The organism is Streptomyces sp. TLI_55, assembly GCF_900206255.1.
GTDB classification, from domain to species: domain Bacteria; phylum Actinomycetota; class Actinomycetes; order Streptomycetales; family Streptomycetaceae; genus Streptomyces; species Streptomyces aquilus.
This window is the reverse complement of the sequence record NZ_OAOJ01000002.1, coordinates 241,124-255,769: the sequence shown is the minus strand read 5'-3', so window position 1 is coordinate 255,769 and position 14,646 is coordinate 241,124. Positions and strand designations below refer to the sequence as shown.

General features: G+C 71.1%; 16 protein-coding genes and 1 pseudogene. 8 read left to right on the top strand and 9 right to left on the bottom strand.

Annotated features, from left to right (window positions below):
* Positions 1-12: 12 nt before the first annotated feature.
* Entirely contained in the window at positions 13-771 is a 759-nt protein-coding gene (locus tag CRP56_RS44040) for a creatininase family protein (RefSeq protein ID WP_097275456.1), read from the top strand.
* Between the two features lie 51 nt (positions 772-822).
* Here CRP56_RS44040 and msrA read toward each other — a convergent pair whose 3' ends face one another.
* The gene (gene msrA, locus CRP56_RS44035; protein ID WP_097275454.1) at positions 823-1,338 is read right to left on the bottom strand and encodes a peptide-methionine (S)-S-oxide reductase MsrA; all 516 of its coding nucleotides are present in this window, start codon (positions 1,336-1,338) and stop codon (positions 823-825) included.
* A 217-nt stretch (positions 1,339-1,555) separates the two neighbouring features.
* On the opposite strand from msrA, the gene CRP56_RS44030 reads away from it, so the two are divergent.
* The 4 genes and pseudogenes from CRP56_RS44030 to ilvC form a co-directional block, all read left to right on the top strand.
* On the top strand, positions 1,556-2,416 hold the full coding sequence (locus CRP56_RS44030; RefSeq protein ID WP_097275453.1) for an alpha/beta fold hydrolase: 861 nt from the start codon (positions 1,556-1,558) through the stop codon (positions 2,414-2,416).
* A 97-nt stretch (positions 2,417-2,513) separates the two neighbouring features.
* A complete protein-coding gene (locus CRP56_RS44025; protein WP_097275451.1) occupies positions 2,514-3,392 on the top strand; it encodes a helix-turn-helix domain-containing protein in 879 nt (292 codons plus the stop codon).
* A 113-nt stretch (positions 3,393-3,505) separates the two neighbouring features.
* Positions 3,506-4,303, top strand: a complete 798-nt coding sequence (locus CRP56_RS44020; protein ID WP_097275449.1) for an alpha/beta fold hydrolase — start codon at positions 3,506-3,508, stop codon at positions 4,301-4,303.
* Between the two features lie 138 nt (positions 4,304-4,441).
* Positions 4,442-5,343, top strand: a pseudogene (gene ilvC, locus CRP56_RS44015) (ketol-acid reductoisomerase); the annotation flags it as partial.
* Between the two features lie 7 nt (positions 5,344-5,350).
* Here the strand turns inward: ilvC and CRP56_RS48845 are convergent.
* Both CRP56_RS48845 and CRP56_RS44005 read right to left on the bottom strand, forming a co-directional pair.
* A complete protein-coding gene (locus CRP56_RS48845; protein ID WP_257042253.1) occupies positions 5,351-5,830 on the bottom strand; it encodes a hypothetical protein in 480 nt (159 codons plus the stop codon).
* Positions 5,831-5,925: 95 nt separating this feature from the next.
* Positions 5,926-6,321, bottom strand: a complete 396-nt coding sequence (locus CRP56_RS44005) for a hypothetical protein (protein WP_097275447.1) — start codon at positions 6,319-6,321, stop codon at positions 5,926-5,928.
* Positions 6,322-6,475: 154 nt separating this feature from the next.
* Between CRP56_RS44005 and CRP56_RS44000 the strand changes: the two genes are divergently transcribed.
* Positions 6,476-7,072: a TetR/AcrR family transcriptional regulator gene (locus tag CRP56_RS44000; protein ID WP_097275444.1), complete on the top strand. Its 597-nt coding sequence runs from the start codon at positions 6,476-6,478 to the stop codon at positions 7,070-7,072.
* Here the strand turns inward: CRP56_RS44000 and CRP56_RS43995 are convergent.
* From CRP56_RS43995 to CRP56_RS43970, 6 genes are all read right to left on the bottom strand, one after another.
* Positions 7,048-7,941: a Bax inhibitor-1/YccA family membrane protein gene (locus CRP56_RS43995; protein ID WP_097275442.1), complete on the bottom strand. Its 894-nt coding sequence runs from the start codon at positions 7,939-7,941 to the stop codon at positions 7,048-7,050. The genes CRP56_RS44000 and CRP56_RS43995 overlap by 25 nt on opposite strands.
* 131 nt (positions 7,942-8,072) lie before the next feature.
* A complete protein-coding gene (locus tag CRP56_RS43990) occupies positions 8,073-8,717 on the bottom strand; it encodes a peptide deformylase (RefSeq protein WP_097275441.1) in 645 nt (214 codons plus the stop codon).
* Between the two features lie 3 nt (positions 8,718-8,720).
* Positions 8,721-9,521, bottom strand: a complete 801-nt coding sequence (locus CRP56_RS43985) for a GNAT family N-acetyltransferase (RefSeq protein WP_179851380.1) — start codon at positions 9,519-9,521, stop codon at positions 8,721-8,723.
* A gap of 266 nt (positions 9,522-9,787) precedes the next feature.
* The gene (locus CRP56_RS43980) at positions 9,788-11,194 is read right to left on the bottom strand and encodes an FAD-binding oxidoreductase (protein ID WP_097275438.1); all 1,407 of its coding nucleotides are present in this window, start codon (positions 11,192-11,194) and stop codon (positions 9,788-9,790) included.
* 172 nt (positions 11,195-11,366) lie between these two features.
* Entirely contained in the window at positions 11,367-12,131 is a 765-nt protein-coding gene (locus CRP56_RS43975; protein ID WP_373559784.1) for a polysaccharide deacetylase family protein, read from the bottom strand.
* 2 nt (positions 12,132-12,133) lie between these two features.
* Positions 12,134-12,400, bottom strand: a complete 267-nt coding sequence (locus tag CRP56_RS43970; RefSeq protein WP_097275434.1) for a hypothetical protein — start codon at positions 12,398-12,400, stop codon at positions 12,134-12,136.
* A gap of 228 nt (positions 12,401-12,628) precedes the next feature.
* Between CRP56_RS43970 and CRP56_RS43965 the strand changes: the two genes are divergently transcribed.
* Positions 12,629-13,825: a sensor histidine kinase gene (locus CRP56_RS43965; RefSeq protein WP_143665013.1), complete on the top strand. Its 1,197-nt coding sequence runs from the start codon at positions 12,629-12,631 to the stop codon at positions 13,823-13,825.
* Positions 13,822-14,490 carry a response regulator gene (locus CRP56_RS43960; protein WP_097275750.1) on the top strand — a complete coding sequence of 223 codons (669 nt, stop codon included), beginning with the start codon at positions 13,822-13,824 and terminating at the stop codon, positions 14,488-14,490. The genes CRP56_RS43965 and CRP56_RS43960 overlap by 4 nt, the downstream gene beginning before the upstream one ends.
* The last annotated feature ends 156 nt before the right edge of the window (positions 14,491-14,646 follow it).

Genomic DNA, 14,646 nt, shown 5'->3' with positions numbered 1-14,646 from the left:
GAGGAGCCCCCGATGAGTGAAGTCCTGTGGAACCGTCTGACCGCGGCCGACCTGCGCGCCCTCGCGGCGCGGGATGCGGTGGTGCTGCTGCCCATCGGGGCCACCGAGCAGCACGGCCCTCATCTGCCCACCGGTGTGGACGACTTCCTGGCGGCGGAGGTGTGCCGGCGGGCCGCGCTGCTGGCCGCCGAGCAGACCGGTGTGGTGGTGACGCCGTCCGTGCCGACAGGGCTGTCGGAGCATCACATGGCGTTCGGCGGCACGCTCACCCTCAGCCTGCCGACACTGCACGCGCTGCTGCGTGACATCTGCCGCTCCGTGATCCGGGCGGGCTTCTCACGCATCCTGATCGTCAACGGGCACGGCGGGAACATGACCGCCCTCAACGCCCTCACGACCGAGCTGACCGCGGAGTTGTCGACGCCGATCGCGTTCGCCAGCTACTTCGGCGCCGGGCGGGAGGTCGTACGGGACACCCTGGAGACCCAGGACGGCCTCATGCACGCCTGCGAGGGGGAGACGTCCATGATGATGGCGGCCCACCCCGAACTGATCCGCGCCGAGCACCTGCCCGAGGCGCACGGGCCGCGCATCACCCTGCCCGCGGAGTCCACGGAGCCGGTGTACATGGCCGTGCCCTTCGAACGGATCACGAAGTCCGGGGTGGCGGGCGATGCCCGGGTCGCGAGTGCCGAGAAAGGGGAGCGGATGCTCGCCGGGTGTGCCTCGGTGCTGGCGGACATCATCGTGCGGGACCCCTGGGCCCAGTGACGCGGAGGTGCGGCAGGGACGGCGACGCCGTCTCCCGCCGCACCCCGCACATCACGCCTCGGCGCGCTTGGGCAGCCGCCAGTTCGGGCGCGGGAAGTGGCAGGTGTAGCCGTCCGGATAGCGCTGAAGGTAGTCCTGGTGCTCCGGCTCGGCCTCCCAGAACGGACCGGCCGGCACCACCTCGGTCACCACCGGCCCCGGCCACAGGCCGGAGGCGTCGACGTCGGCGATGGTGTCCTCGGCGATCCGCCGCTGCTCCTCGTCGAAGTAGAAGATGGCGGAGCGGTAGCTGAGGCCGATGTCGTTGCCCTGGCGGTTCCTCGTGCTCGGGTCGTGGATCTGGAAGAAGTACTCCAGGATCGTGCGGTAGTCGGTGGCCTTGGGGTCGAAGGTGATCTCGATCGACTCCGCGTGCTTCCCGTGATCGCGGTAGGTGGCATGGGGCTTGTCGTTGTCGCCGCTGTAGCCGACCCGGGTACCGGTCACCCCGGGCAGTGCCCGGATCAGCTCCTGCATCCCCCAGAAGCAGCCGCCCGCCAGCAGCGCCCTCTCCTCGGCGTCGCTCATGGCACCTCACCTTTCCGTTCGCGTCTCTTCGCGTCGCGTTCGTTCGCGCAGGTCTCCAGGCTCGCACGTCGGCGAACTGGAAGCCCCACCCTATCCGTCACCGTCTTGACAGGTGACGAACCCGCATGACAGATTCGTCACCAGTTAAAACGGTTACTTCGTCCGGCAAGGACGCAACACCGCAGTTACCGAGAAAATTTCCCGAGAGGACTTTGTCGTGGTGAGCATCAAGAGTGGACGTAAGCGGCTGATCACGGGAGCCGTCGCGACGGCCACAGCGGGGCTCGCGCTCGGCGCGTTCGCCCTCAGCGGCACCGCCAGCGGGGCCACCGACACCGCCGAAGCGGCCAGTGCCGGCAAGCACGCCAAGCCCACCATCGTCCTGGAGCACGGCGCCTTCGCCGACGGCTCCAGCTGGAACGGCGTGGTCTCCCGCCTGCGTGCCGACGGCTACCCGGTCGTCGCCGCCGCCAACCCGCTGCGCGGCCCCGCGTCGGACGCCGCCGCCCTGCGCGCGGTCCTTGACCATGTCAAGGGCCCGAAGATCGTCGTCGGCCACTCCTACGGCGGCAACGTCATCAGCGAGGCCGCCACCAACGATCCTGACGTCAAGGCCCTGGTCTACGTCGCCGCCTTCCTGCCCGCCCCCGGCGAGAGCGCCCTGGAGCTGACCAACAAGTACCCGGGTTCCACGCTCCCCGACGCCCTGGACCCGGTCACCTACCAGCAGACCGACGGCTCCACCGTCACCGACCTGTACATCCAGCAGGACAAGTTCCACCACCAGTTCGCCGCCGACGTGCCCGCCAAGCAGGCCGCCCTGATGGCCGCCGAGCAGCGCCCCATCGCCCAGTCCGCGCTGGCGGAGAAGGCCACCACCGCCGCCTGGAAGTCCATCCCCAGCTGGGACATCATCACCACCGAGGACCTCAACATCCCGCCCGCCGTGCAGCGGTTCATGGCCAAGCGCGCCCACGCCCACACCACCGAAGTCGCCGCCTCGCACTCCGTCGCCGTCTCCCACCCCCGTCTGGTGACCGACGTGATCGAGCGGGCAGCCCGAACCACCGTTCGCTGACCCCGCGAAGGGCGGCGGGGCGTCGCGCCCCGCCGCCCTCGGCCACATCACACCCGTACCGCCGTCACGGGTGTGCGGATCGCAGGAGAATGGACCCATGACCTCACACTCCGACCCCCGGGCACTCGGCGCGTTCCTCAAGGCACGGCGCGCGCAGCTGGACCCGCGTGAGTGCGGCCTGCCCGAATCGGACTCCGTCCGCCGCATCGCGGGACTGCGACGGGAGGAGGTCGCCGCCCTCGCCGCGATCAGCGTGGACTACTACATCCGCCTCGAACAGGGCCGCGTCCGCGCCTCCGCCCCCGTCCTGGCCACCCTGGCACGCGCCCTGCGCCTCGACGACGACCAGCAGCGCTACCTCTACGAACTCGCCGGCCGCACCGACGACCGGCCACGCCGCCGCCCCTCCGTCCAGCAGGTACGTCCGCCCATGCGGCGCCTGCTCGACCAGCTCGCCCACGCCCCGGCCCTCGTGTTGGGCAAGCGCCTGGACATTCTCGCCTGGAACGCCGCGGCCACCGCGCTCTACACCGACTTCGCCGCGATCCCGGCAGCCCGGCGCAACTATCTGCGCCTGATGTTCCTCGACCCCGCGGTGCGCGGCATGCATCGTGAATGGGCACACGACGCGCGGGACGCGGTCGCCGCGCTGCGCATGGAGGCCGCCGCCGACACCGACGACCCGGACCTCGCCCGCCTCGTCGGCGAGCTGACCACCCAGGACCCCGACTTCCGCGTCTGGTGGGCCGAACACCGGGTCAACAGCGCCACCTACGGCACCAAGAACTACCGTCACCCCCTGGTCGGCGACCTCACCCTCGATTGCGACACCTGGGCCGCGGCCGACGGCTCCGGCCAACGACTCATGGTCCTGACCGCCGACCCGAGCGGCCCCTCCCACGACGCCCTGCGCATCCTCACCTCCTGGGCCGCGAAACCGGCGGCGCCGGACGCGGCGCGGAACAGGAACCGGTAGCGCCCGCCGCGATGCCCAGACAGGACGGATGAACCCGCGCGCCACCCTTTCTCGTGCTCCTAGGGAAGCCCGTGCAGCTCTTGCTCCCGAGGCACGTGTGAGAGAGGTGGCGCATGCTCGCGTACGACGTCCATGGCAGTGGGCCCGGTCTGGTGCTCCTGCCCGGTGTCGGCGGCACCTCGGCCCTGACCTGGGAGACGCTGCTCGCCGGGCTGGCGGCCGAGCACGCCGTCGTACTCGCCGACCTCCCCGGAGCGGGGCGCAGCCCGTTACCCGTCGGCCGGCTGGAGCTCGACACCCTGGCCGACCAGGTCGTGGCCACGGCGGAGCGGGCCGGGTTGGGTGACTTCGTGATCGCCGGGCCCTCGCTCGGCGCGGCCGTCGCCATCACGGCCGCCGCGCGCCATCCCGACCGCGTGCGCGCTGTGATCACGCTGTCCGGCTTCGCCCGGCCGCAGACCTCGCTGTGGCTCGGACTGGAGACCTGGGCGTCGTTGCTGGCCCGTCCGGACGGCACGCTGCACACCTTCCTGACCAGACTGGCCTTCTCCGAGGAGTATCTGGCCGGCCGCACCTCCGCGACGGCCCAGTACCTCGCTTCGCGCCTGATGACGACCGCCTCCGGCACCGCCCGGCAGATCGCGCTCGCCCTCAGCGTCGACCTCCGCCGCGTTCTTCCCACGGTGATGACCCCCACGCTGGTCGTGGCGGCCGCCGCGGACCGGTTCGTGGCACCGCAGCACTCGGTGGACCTCGCGAACGGCCTGCCCGGAGCGCGACTGGCCGCCGTGCCGGGCGGACACGCGGCGACCGTCGAGGAGCCGCTTCGCACGCTGGAGATCCTCACTTCGTTCCTTCGTGACCTTCGTTCTTCCCCTACTCATCGGCCGGCCGCCTGTGCACACGTGTGAATGGCATGTGACTGCTCGGCCCCCACTAGGAGACACTCCCCCATGGCAAAGTTGTTCTACGACGCCGATGCCGACCTGTCCGTCATCCAGAACCGCAAGGTCGCGGTCATCGGCTACGGCAGCCAGGGCCACGCCCACGCGCTGTCGCTGCGCGACTCGGGCGTCGACGTCCGGGTCGGCCTGCACGAAGGCTCCACGTCCCGGGCGACGGCCCAGGAGCAGGGCCTGCGGGTGATGTCGGTGGCGGAGGCCGCCGCCGAGGCCGACGTCGTCATGATGCTGATCCCGGACCCGATCCAGGGCGAGGTCTACGAGCAGCACATCGCCCCGCACCTCGAGGTCGGTGACGCGCTGTTCTTCAGCCACGGCTTCAACGTCCGTTTCGGCTTCGTCAAGGCCCCGGCCGGCGTCGACGTGTGCATGGTCGCCCCCAAGGGCCCGGGCACCTGGTGCGCCGCCAGTACGAGGAGGGCCGCGGCGTTCCCTGTCTGGTGGCCGTCGAGCAGAACCCCTCCGGTGGTGCGCTCGCGCTGGCGCTGTCGTACGCCAAGGCCATCGGCGGCACCCGGGCGGGGGTCATCGAGACGACGTTCACCGAGGAGACCGAGACCGACCTGTTCGGCGAGCAGGCGGTGCTGTGCGGCGGTACGACCGCGCTGGTGAAGGCCGGTTTCGAGACGCTGACCGAGGCCGGGTACCAGCCGGAGATCGCCTACTTCGAGTGCCTGCACGAGATGAAGCTGATCGTGGACCTCATGTACGAGGGCGGCCTGGAGAAGATGCGCTGGTCGATCTCCGAGACCGCCGAGTGGGGCGACTACGTCACCGGCCCCCGGATCGTCACCGAGGTCACCAAGGCGGAGATGAAAAAGATCCTCGCGGAGATCCAGGACGGCTCGTTCGCCAAGAGCTGGATGGACGAGTATCACGGCGGCCTGAAGAAGTACCACGAGTACCAGCGGCAGGACTCCGCGCTGCTGCTGGAGACCACCGGCAAGCAGCTGCGCAAGCTGATGAGCTGGGTGGACGAGCGGGCGTAGGGCCGCGTCAGTCCGTCAGGCGGTCCAGCAGCGCGGTGGCGAGGTGGAGCGCGGCGTGCAGTTCCGTCACCTCGGCGACGGTGGGCCGGACCACGTCGGACCACTCACCGCGCAGGCCCGGCCAGACCGCCAGCAGTACCTGGGCGCCGGCGAGGCCGAGATGGGCCGTGACGTCGGTGCGGTCCTCGCCCGCGGGTGTCCAGGACAGCAGGATCCGGCCCTGTGGGATGGGCGAGGGGTCGTCCAGCGGCACCCAGGTGGCCATCGGGGTGCCGTGCACCGGGGCCACGAGCGCGCCCCGTGCGTCGCCGGGCATGGGCTGCCGGGTCAGCGTCGACAGCTCCACCCGGGTGCCGAGGCCGGTGCCCGGTATCAGGGTGAGGGCGGGCCGTGCCGGTCGGTGACCGCAGGGGTGCTGCCCGGCCGGTGACGTCGTGGCGGGTGCGGGGCCGCCGCCCGGTCGGCTGAACCTGTCGTGTCTCGTCATGTTCTCTCCCCCTCCGCGCCTGGTACATACTTCGTGGCGCAGAGCTTTCCGGACGCGGAGGGCGAGGACATCCGTCATCTGACTGCGGTCCCGGCTCAGAACCCGTCGCCGTCCTGACTGGGTATGCCCGCGGCGACACGTTCCAGGAGTCGCGCGGCACCGGCCGCCGCGTGATCTCGATCGTCTCCGGGGGCAGGGTGTGCGGCCTCCTCGTGCAGCGCGGACAAGAGGCGGGTGAGGCGACCCCCTCCGGCGTACGTCAGGGCGACGCTGCCCTCCCACAGGGTCTCGCGCAGCCGGACCGGGGTGAACTGACCGTCACCGGCACAGGCCACCAGCAGGCGCCCCGCCAGGGCTCGTTCCAGAGGTCCGGGGGCCCAGTGGCCCTGGTCGAGGTCCGCACCGAGGACGGCGGTCAGCTCGGCGAGCCGCCCCGCGGCCGAAGTGTGCCGATGCGGAACGGCGCGAGGGGCGACTGTGTCGTGGGACATGGGATTCGATGGCCTTCTGTTCAGCGGGGGTCATGGGTTGACGTGTGTCCGGCGGGATCACCGGACGACATGTCGGTGTAGGTTTCAGTCAGAATACGTGTCTCGCCGGGCTCGAAGAAACGTGTGCGCTCGGCGGAGAGGGACCGGAGCATCGATGAGATCGGACGCGCAGTCCAACCGTATGCGCATTCTGGAGGCGGCGGCGGAGGTTCTCTCCGCTCCCGGCGGCGCCTCTCTGAAGTCCATCGCGCGCAGAGCGGGCGTGGGCCAGGGCACGCTCTATCGCCACTTCCCCACCCGTGAATCACTGGTGCTCGAGGTGTACGGGGAGGAGGTCGATCAACTGGTGGCCGCCGTACCCGACCTCCTGGGCGCCCTGTCCCCGCAGCGCGCCCTGTGCGCCTGGCTGCGCCGCCTGCTGTACGTCGGGCGGTGCATGCCGGAGTTCGCCGACGCGATGAGCGAGGCCTGCGAGTCCGCGACAGAGCGGTGTCGGCGGGCGTACCGGCCGCTGTCGGACGCCCTGTCGGCGCTGGTGGCGGCCAATGCGGCCGCCGGGACCATCGCACCGGGGACCACGGCGGAGGACGTACTCGTCCTGCTCGGTCCGCTGTGGCGGGTGGGCGTGAACTGCGCGGAAGAGTCGCGGGCCGAGCGGCTCTTCGAGGTGCTGATGCGGGGGCTGTGTCCCGAGGCCCCGCCGAAGGAGCAGGGCCGGGGCCGGGATCAGCAGAAGTCGTCGGCGGGGTAGAGGGTGAGCAGCCTGACCAGCTCCACGTACAGCCAGGTCAGGCTGAGCGTGAGCCCGAACGCGGCCGGCCAGCGCTGGTCGCGGGGTGTGCCGTGGGTGAGGGCGTCCTCGATCCTGCGCAGGTGCAGGGGCACGAAGGACACCGCGAGGGCGACGCCCACCACGCCCATGAGGACGCCCAGGCCGATGGAGTGCAGGCCCAGGCCGTCGGCGCCCATGATGGGGAACACGGCCGTGTCCGCGAGCGCGACGAAGCACCCGGCGAGCACCACGGCACCCACGTAGCCGTACCGCCGCCGGTGCACGCGCATCCAGCCCAGCCGGTGGGCGAGGAGGACTCCCGCGGAGGCCCCCATCGTCCCCAGGACGGTCTGGACGAGCAGGCCTGGGGAGAGGCGGCTGAACGCCGTGGTGGAGAGCACGCCCAGACAGCCGCCCTGCAAGGCGGCGAACGTCAGCGTCAGGGCCGGTGACGGCAGTTTGCGGCGGCACTGGATCACTACCAGTGCCGCGCCGAGGACTCCGGTGCCGGCGGCGATGGCGTAGGCGACGGCCGTGTCGACGGGCAGCCGGTGCAGCAGGGCCCACGACAGGATGACGGTGAGGGCCGTCACCCCGAGTCCTGTCAGCCAGCGGGACAGAACATCGTCCATCGTCAGCAAGTCGCCGACGGACAGCGACAGCGGGTCGGTGCGGTCGCCGGGGACCTGGTGGAGGTCCTGGCCCGGCGCGCTGCGGCCTTGTCCGACGGTGATGCCCGCACGCGGGTCTCTGGCCGCCGTCTTCTGCCCGTTCCGCCGCTCGAACTGCGGCCAGGCCAGTATCGGGTTGCTGCTCTTCAGCGAATGGTGCTGCTCGACCGGTGTCACGCCAGGTCCTCTTCTCCGTGTCGGGACACGCCGGAGGCGTCGGCTGCCGTCAGCCTGCACGAACGGACAAACGCCGCACATCAGTCAGTTGACGGTGCGGTGCGCTGCCTGCGCCCCACCGGCGCGGTCCGTCACGGGACGTCGAATCCCAGTTCACGGGCAGCCACCTCGGGGGTGGGCTGCGACCAGCGCTCGGCGACCGCCTCGTTGGTGGACAGCGAGCGCGGCTGGGCCACGTCCAGATAGAGCGTGCCGTCGAGGTGGTCGCACTCGTGCTGCACGATGCGGGCCGGCCAGCCGGTGAACACCTCGTCGATCTTCCGCCCGTGCTCGTCCTGCCCCCGCAGCCGGACCCGGGCGTGGCGGGCCACCACCGCCTGCCAGCCCGGCACGCTCAGGCAACCCTCGAAGAACGACGCCAGCGAGTCGCCCTCCGCCCGGCAGGTGGGGTTGACCAGCACGTGGAAGGGCAGGGGGGCGCGGCCACGTGCCTCAAGTACCGCACGGGAGCCGCGTGCCCGGTCCTCCACCACCGCGATGCGCAGCGGGACGCCCACCTGGGGCGCGGCCAGACCGACGCCCGGGGCGTCGAGCATCGTCGTGCGCAGCGCGGCCACGAAACGCTCCAGCAGGGTGTCGTCGAGTTGGCCGTCGTAGGGCTCGGCGATGCCGCGGAGCACGGGGTCGCCCGCGGCGACGATGGGCAACGGGCCGCCCGGCGCGAGGAGTTCCTCGACGCGCTCGGACAGGTGCCGGGGCGTGGTGCGTGTCGTCATGAGTCAGCTCGCAGGGGTGTAGAAGCGCATGGCGGAGTTCGGCTCGAAGCCGATCCGCGGGTACACGGGAGCCCCGGCGACGGTCGCGTGCAAGGTGGCCCGGGTCAGGCCGGTGGCGCGGGCGCCCTCGTACAGCGCCTTGCGGGTCACCGCCTCGCCGTAGCCGCGGCGCTGCCGGTCCGGCTCGGTGGCGACGAGGATCACGAACAGGCGGCCCTGGGCCTCGACGGTCGCGGCACACGCGACCGGCGTGCCGTCCCGCAGCGCCAGGTAGGCGTACACCTCCCGCTTCCACAGGGCGGAGCCGGCCAGCCCGTCGCGGCCGTCCTCCAGGTCGAAGCCGTACGCACGTGAGTTGATGTCGGCGTACGCCGTGAGCTGTGCGTCGGTGGTGACCCGCTCGAAGGTGAGCTCGGGGTGGTGGGGCTCGGGGACGGGCAGCAGGTCGCCGGCCATGCCGGTGCCGGGGAAGGCGTGGACGAGACCCGCGCGCTGCGCCGCCTCGTCGAGTGCGTCGCGTGCCTCGTCCGCGAGGAGGTCCTCGAACAGCCACAGGAAGCCGGGCCGCCGCTTCGACCGCATGATGTCCGCGGCCTGATGCAGGCGTGCTTCCAGCAGTTTCCGGTCCGCGCCGACCTCGTTGAGGGTGATCGCGTTCCAGAAGGCGAAGCGGCAGTCCGCCCAGCGGACGGCGATGCCCGGCAGATCGCGTACGTCCGCCTGTCCGTCCCGGTCGAGCACCATGGCGCGCCAGACCGTGGACAGCTGTTCCACCGATTCGACCGCGGCCGCGAGATCCGTCACTGCGACTCCCTCACCAATTGTGTGTGCAGGCTGTGGGTACAACGACCGGCAGCACCGGGCTCCCCTTGTCCGTCCTCGCCCCCACAGCGGGGACGGGAGGGGAGCCCGGTGGGCGGCATGCCCGCATGAGAGCCATACGGGGCAGCCGCCTGGTCCCCGCCCAGGCCGACGGCGAGAACCTGCCGACCTTCACACGGATGCGGGGGCTCCGCGGGTTCACCTGGTCAGGCGCGCTTGGTTCACCTGGAGTTGGAGCACCTGTGGCGTCATCGGGCGGGGGCGATGTTGTAGTTGAAGCGGAAGACGTTGGCCGGGTCGTACGTCTTCTTCAACGCCGCCAGCCGCTCGTACCGCTCCGCCCCGTACAGCTCGCGCACTCCCTCGGTGTCGGTCGCCTCGTCCGGTGACAGGAAGTTCACCAGGCTCCGCTCAGCCGTCCAGGGGGCAAGACCGTCGAAGACCCGCGCCAGCTCGGCCCGCAGCGGTTCCGCCTGGTCCGGGCCGCCCACCGCGAAGCCGAACATGACGTACGGAAGGCCCCGGCTGGGCACCGAGTTGGGGAACTCCGGTTCCCGGTCGAAGGCGCCGCCGAGCGCCCGTATCTCGACGCTCACCAGGCTGCATCCCGACTCCGGACCGGCCAGCTCCACGAGCGTCTGCGCCGTCTTCGCGGAGAACTCCTCCAGACCGAGGCTGCGGTCGTAGTACGGCATCGGGGCGACGGGGTCCATGTGAATCTCCCCGATCGCGGTGAACGGCTTCTCCCCGACCAGATCGATGAGGGCCGGCGCAGACACCCGCAGCGGCTCGATGAGCCGCTCGCCGTCGGCCGCCGAGCCGAGATAACCGATCCGCAGGTGCACCACGAAGGCACCGCGCAGCGGGTCGGGCAGTTCGGGGAGGTCGGGCAGCCGCTGGACGCCGACGGAGGAGGTCATGTCCTCCCCCACCGTGGGCAGCCAGGCCCGCCAGGCGTCCAGCACCTGCGCCAGGTGCTCGCCGGCGAAGTAGATGCCGCCTCCGTAGAAGCGGGAGACCGGGAAAGCCTCGAACTCCATCTCGGTGACGACACCGAAGTTGCCCTTGCCGCCCAGCAGCGCCCAGTACAGGTCCGGGTCGTTCTGCGGGGTCACCCGGCGCAGTTCGCCGTCCGCCGTGACGACGTTCAGCCGGCGTACGTGGTCCGCCGCCCAGCCGTAGCGGCGGCCGAGCAGCGGGCTCTGGCCGCCGCCCAGCGTGTAGCCGACGACGCCGACCTCGGGCGCCGAGCCGACGATCGGGGCCAGGCCGGCCTCCGCCGCGAGCGGCAGCACGTCGCTCCAGCGGACGCCCGCCTCGACGCATACGGTGCCGCTCTGCGCGTCGACGGACATGCGCTGCAGGCGCCGCGTGGTGATCAGCAGCCCGCCCTCCGCGGGCGCGACCACCTGGTGGGCGGCGGACTTCACCGCGACCGGCAGGCCGTGTCGGACGGCGAAGCGGACCGCCGTCACCACGTCCCGCTCGGTGCTCGCGCCGACCACGACGGCCGGACGCAGGGGGCAGGCCAGGTTGAACGTGGCGCATTCCGACTCGTAGCCCGCAGCACCCGGCTCCAGCACCGGGCCGGTGACGGAGTGCCGCAGCTCCACCACGTCCTGAGAACTCGGCCGCCTGCCCGCCGCACCAGACATATCCGCACTCATCTTGATCGCAACCTCACTCACACACGCGGAACACCCGATGGCACGACCGCGCGGAACGGCGCGGAAAGAGGCTACGGGTGTCGCTACCTGACGTGATGGACACGAGCCGAACGCCCTTTGTCGTTCACATGGATGTGTTCATAGGTGTGTGGACACCGACTCATGGGCGGTAGACGGTGCCGGGCCGGGGCGCGGCAGGCGACATGAGGCCGGAGACGGTGACGAAGGTGTAACCGCGTTTCCGGAGCGCGGGGATGAGGTCCGCGACGGCCGGAATGGTCCCCGCATAGCGTTCGTGGAGCAGGATGATGCCGTCGCGTTCCGTCTGGTCCAGGACCCGTTTCTCGATCAGTTCGGTGTCGGTGGTCTGGTAGTCCTTCGCCGTGACGCTCCACAGGATCTGGGCCAGGCCGAGGTGTCTCATCACCTTGGAGACGTCGTCGTCGGTCCTGCCCTGCGGTGGCCGCATCAACGTGGGTGCTTTTCCGGTCGCCTTCTCTATCTCCTGCTGGACCGGTTCCATCTCCGCCAATATCTGCTCGGGCGTGAGCTTGGTCAGGTCCTTGTGCGACCAGGTGTGGTTCCCTATTTCGTGGCCTTCTCCGGCCATGCGGGCGATGGTGGCGGGATAGGTGTCCGAATGTCCCTTTCCCTGGAGGAAGAAGGTGGCCTTCACCTTTTCCCTCTTCAGAAGGTCCAGGAGTTCAGGGGTGGGTTTGCTGGGGCCGCCGTCGAAGGTGAGGGCGACGCAGCGGGCCTGACGGCAGTCCACGGGGCCGGAGGCCGCCTCGTCCGCACTCGCCTCGCCGCGGGCGTCCGCCGGGGAGACGACCCCCGTCAAGGTGCTGCACGAGGTCAGAACGGTGACGGCCAGTCCGGCGGCGAGCGCGGCAGTCACCCTCGGCGGTCGGATGCGACGGAACACCCTCACCGTTCGCCGGCCTCGTCCTGACCGGCGTCGCGCCGGGTGCGCAGGCCCGGGCGGACGACCGCGGCGACGACGGCGGAGCCGACGAGGAGCAGCAGGAGCTGGATGAGCGCCGGGTTGTAGGAGGAGCCGCCGAAGATCAGCTCGGACACGATCTCCGGTGCGCGCCGTGCCAGCGGCAGACCGCCCGCCACGGCGAAGACGGCGAAGAGGGCGGCCACCGCGGTCAGGGCGGGGCGCAGGGTCGATCGGCTGCGGTCGGTCATGCGGGACTCCTTGCGTAAGTTCGACGAGTGAGGCCGAGAGCGGGACTCGACAGAAGCCGCTGATCTCGACCGGAAACACGCTAGGAGCGCGGTAACTGTCTTTCTTCGGCGAAAGGTAGATTCCGCGAAGGCATTCCAAAGTATGTGTGCGGACGCGCACTCATACTTTGGTCTGTTCCCGAGCTCGACAGGCCGGTCGGCGTTTTGTGCCCCGTACACTTGGGCGCTGTGCAGGAGGAAAGAAGCGGGGTCGCGCGGCGACATGTGATGGATGCCCTGGTGGTGTGTGCGAGCGCGGCCCTGTCGGTGACGGTGGGTGTGGCAGCGTCGCGCGGGTTGCAGGTCTATCCGCGCCTGTCCTCACCGCCGACGCTCACCTGGGGCGGAGTGATTCCCCTCCCTCTCGCGGACCTGACCCGCTCCGCGCTGGTGCCGCTGGCCGGCAGTGCCCTGCTGCTGCGGCGCCGACGCGCCGCCGTGCCGGTGACGGTCGTTCTGCTGGTCGCGGCCACCGTGGCACCGCTGATCCCGGCCGCACTCATCGCGCTGTTCACGGTCGCCGCGACTCGCCCCGACCGCACCACCTGGACGCTCGCCGGCCTCGCGCTGGTGCCCCTGCCGCTCTATCTGGTGGCCCAGCCGTCCCTGACGGTGCAGGCGCTGACCACCGTCGTCACCGGGGCCGTCCTGGTCGCCGCCTCGATGGGGTGGGGTTTCTTCGTCCGCGGCATGCACCGCGCCGCCGAGCAGGCACGCGACGAGGCCGCGTGGCGTACCGAACAGGTGCGGCAGCGCGAACGTGAAGCGCTGGCCCGGGAGATGCACGACGTCCTGGCCCACCGGCTGTCGCTGCTCAGCGTCCACGCCGGGGCCCTGGAGGTGAACCAGAACGCCACCCGTACCGAGGTCGCCGAAGCGGCCGGTGTCATTCGTTCCAGCGCCCACCAGGCCATGGAGGACCTCCAGCAGGTCCTGGGCGTCCTGCGCACCCCTCTTCAGCCAGACGCCGCGACCGGGGTCGAGCCGCCGCAGCCCACCCTGGCCGAACTGCCGCTTTTGATCGAGCAGTCCCGGAAGACCGGTATGCACATCACCCTCGACGCCCCCGCCGATCTGGGGGCGGTGCCCGGCACCAGCCAGCGCACCGCCTACCGCATCGTCCAGGAGTCCCTGACCAACGCCCACAAGCACGCCCCCGGCCAGAGCGTGCGCATCCGTCTGCGGGGCGCACCCGGCGAGGGCCTGACCCTGGACGTCACCAACCCGCTGCCCCCGCCCGCCGAGCGGACCGGCCCCCGGCTGCCGGGCGGCGGCTCGGGCCTGAAGGGCCTGAGCGAGCGCACCGCCCTGATCGGCGGCCGCCTCACCCACGGCTCCCAGGGAGCGACCCACCGGGTCGAGGCACACCTGCCGTGGCCGGCATGAGCGACATCCTCCTCGTCGACGACGACGCGCTCGTCCGCTCGGGCCTGCGCCTCATGCTGGCCTCCGCCCCCGACCTCCGTGTGGTCGCGGAGGCCGCCGACGGCACCGAGGTCGAGGCACTGGTCGACGCGCACCGGCCCGATCTGGTGCTGATGGACATCCGTATGCCCGGTCTCGACGGCCTGGAGGCCACGCGCCTGCTGCGCTCCCGCCCCAACGCGCCCGAGGTGGTGATGCTGACGACCTTCACCACCGACGGTTACGTCCTGCGGGCCCTCCAGGCCGGAGCGGCCGGGTTCCTCCTCAAGCACACCCGCCCCGAGCGCATCCTGGAAGCCGTCCGTCAGGCCGCCGCGGGGGAACCGGTGATGTCACCGGAAGCCCTGACCCAGCTCATCGGCGCCGTCACCGAGACGGCCGCGCCCGAGCAGATGCCCGCTCCGGACGCGCGACAACGGCTGTCCCTGCTCGGGGAGCGGCAGCGCGAGGTGGCGCTCGCCGTCAGTCACGGGAAGTCGAACGCCGAGATCGCCCGGCATCTCCACATGAGCGTGGCCACGGTCAAGAGCCACATCTCACACATCCTGGCCAAGCTCGACCTCAACAACCGGGTCCAGATCGCCCTGCTCGTCTACCGCGCAGGCATGACCGGGACGACGTCCTGAGTGCCGGGCCAGGCCGACGATCCCGCCCGGCGGCGCGGCGCAGAGCGCCGGCGGAGATGAAGGCCGCCGCCGTGTGATCGACGCGGCCGGGCAGCCGGGCACGGGTGGCCACGATGTCGGGGACGCAGAGATACATGTTCTGCGCCGAGCCGGGCG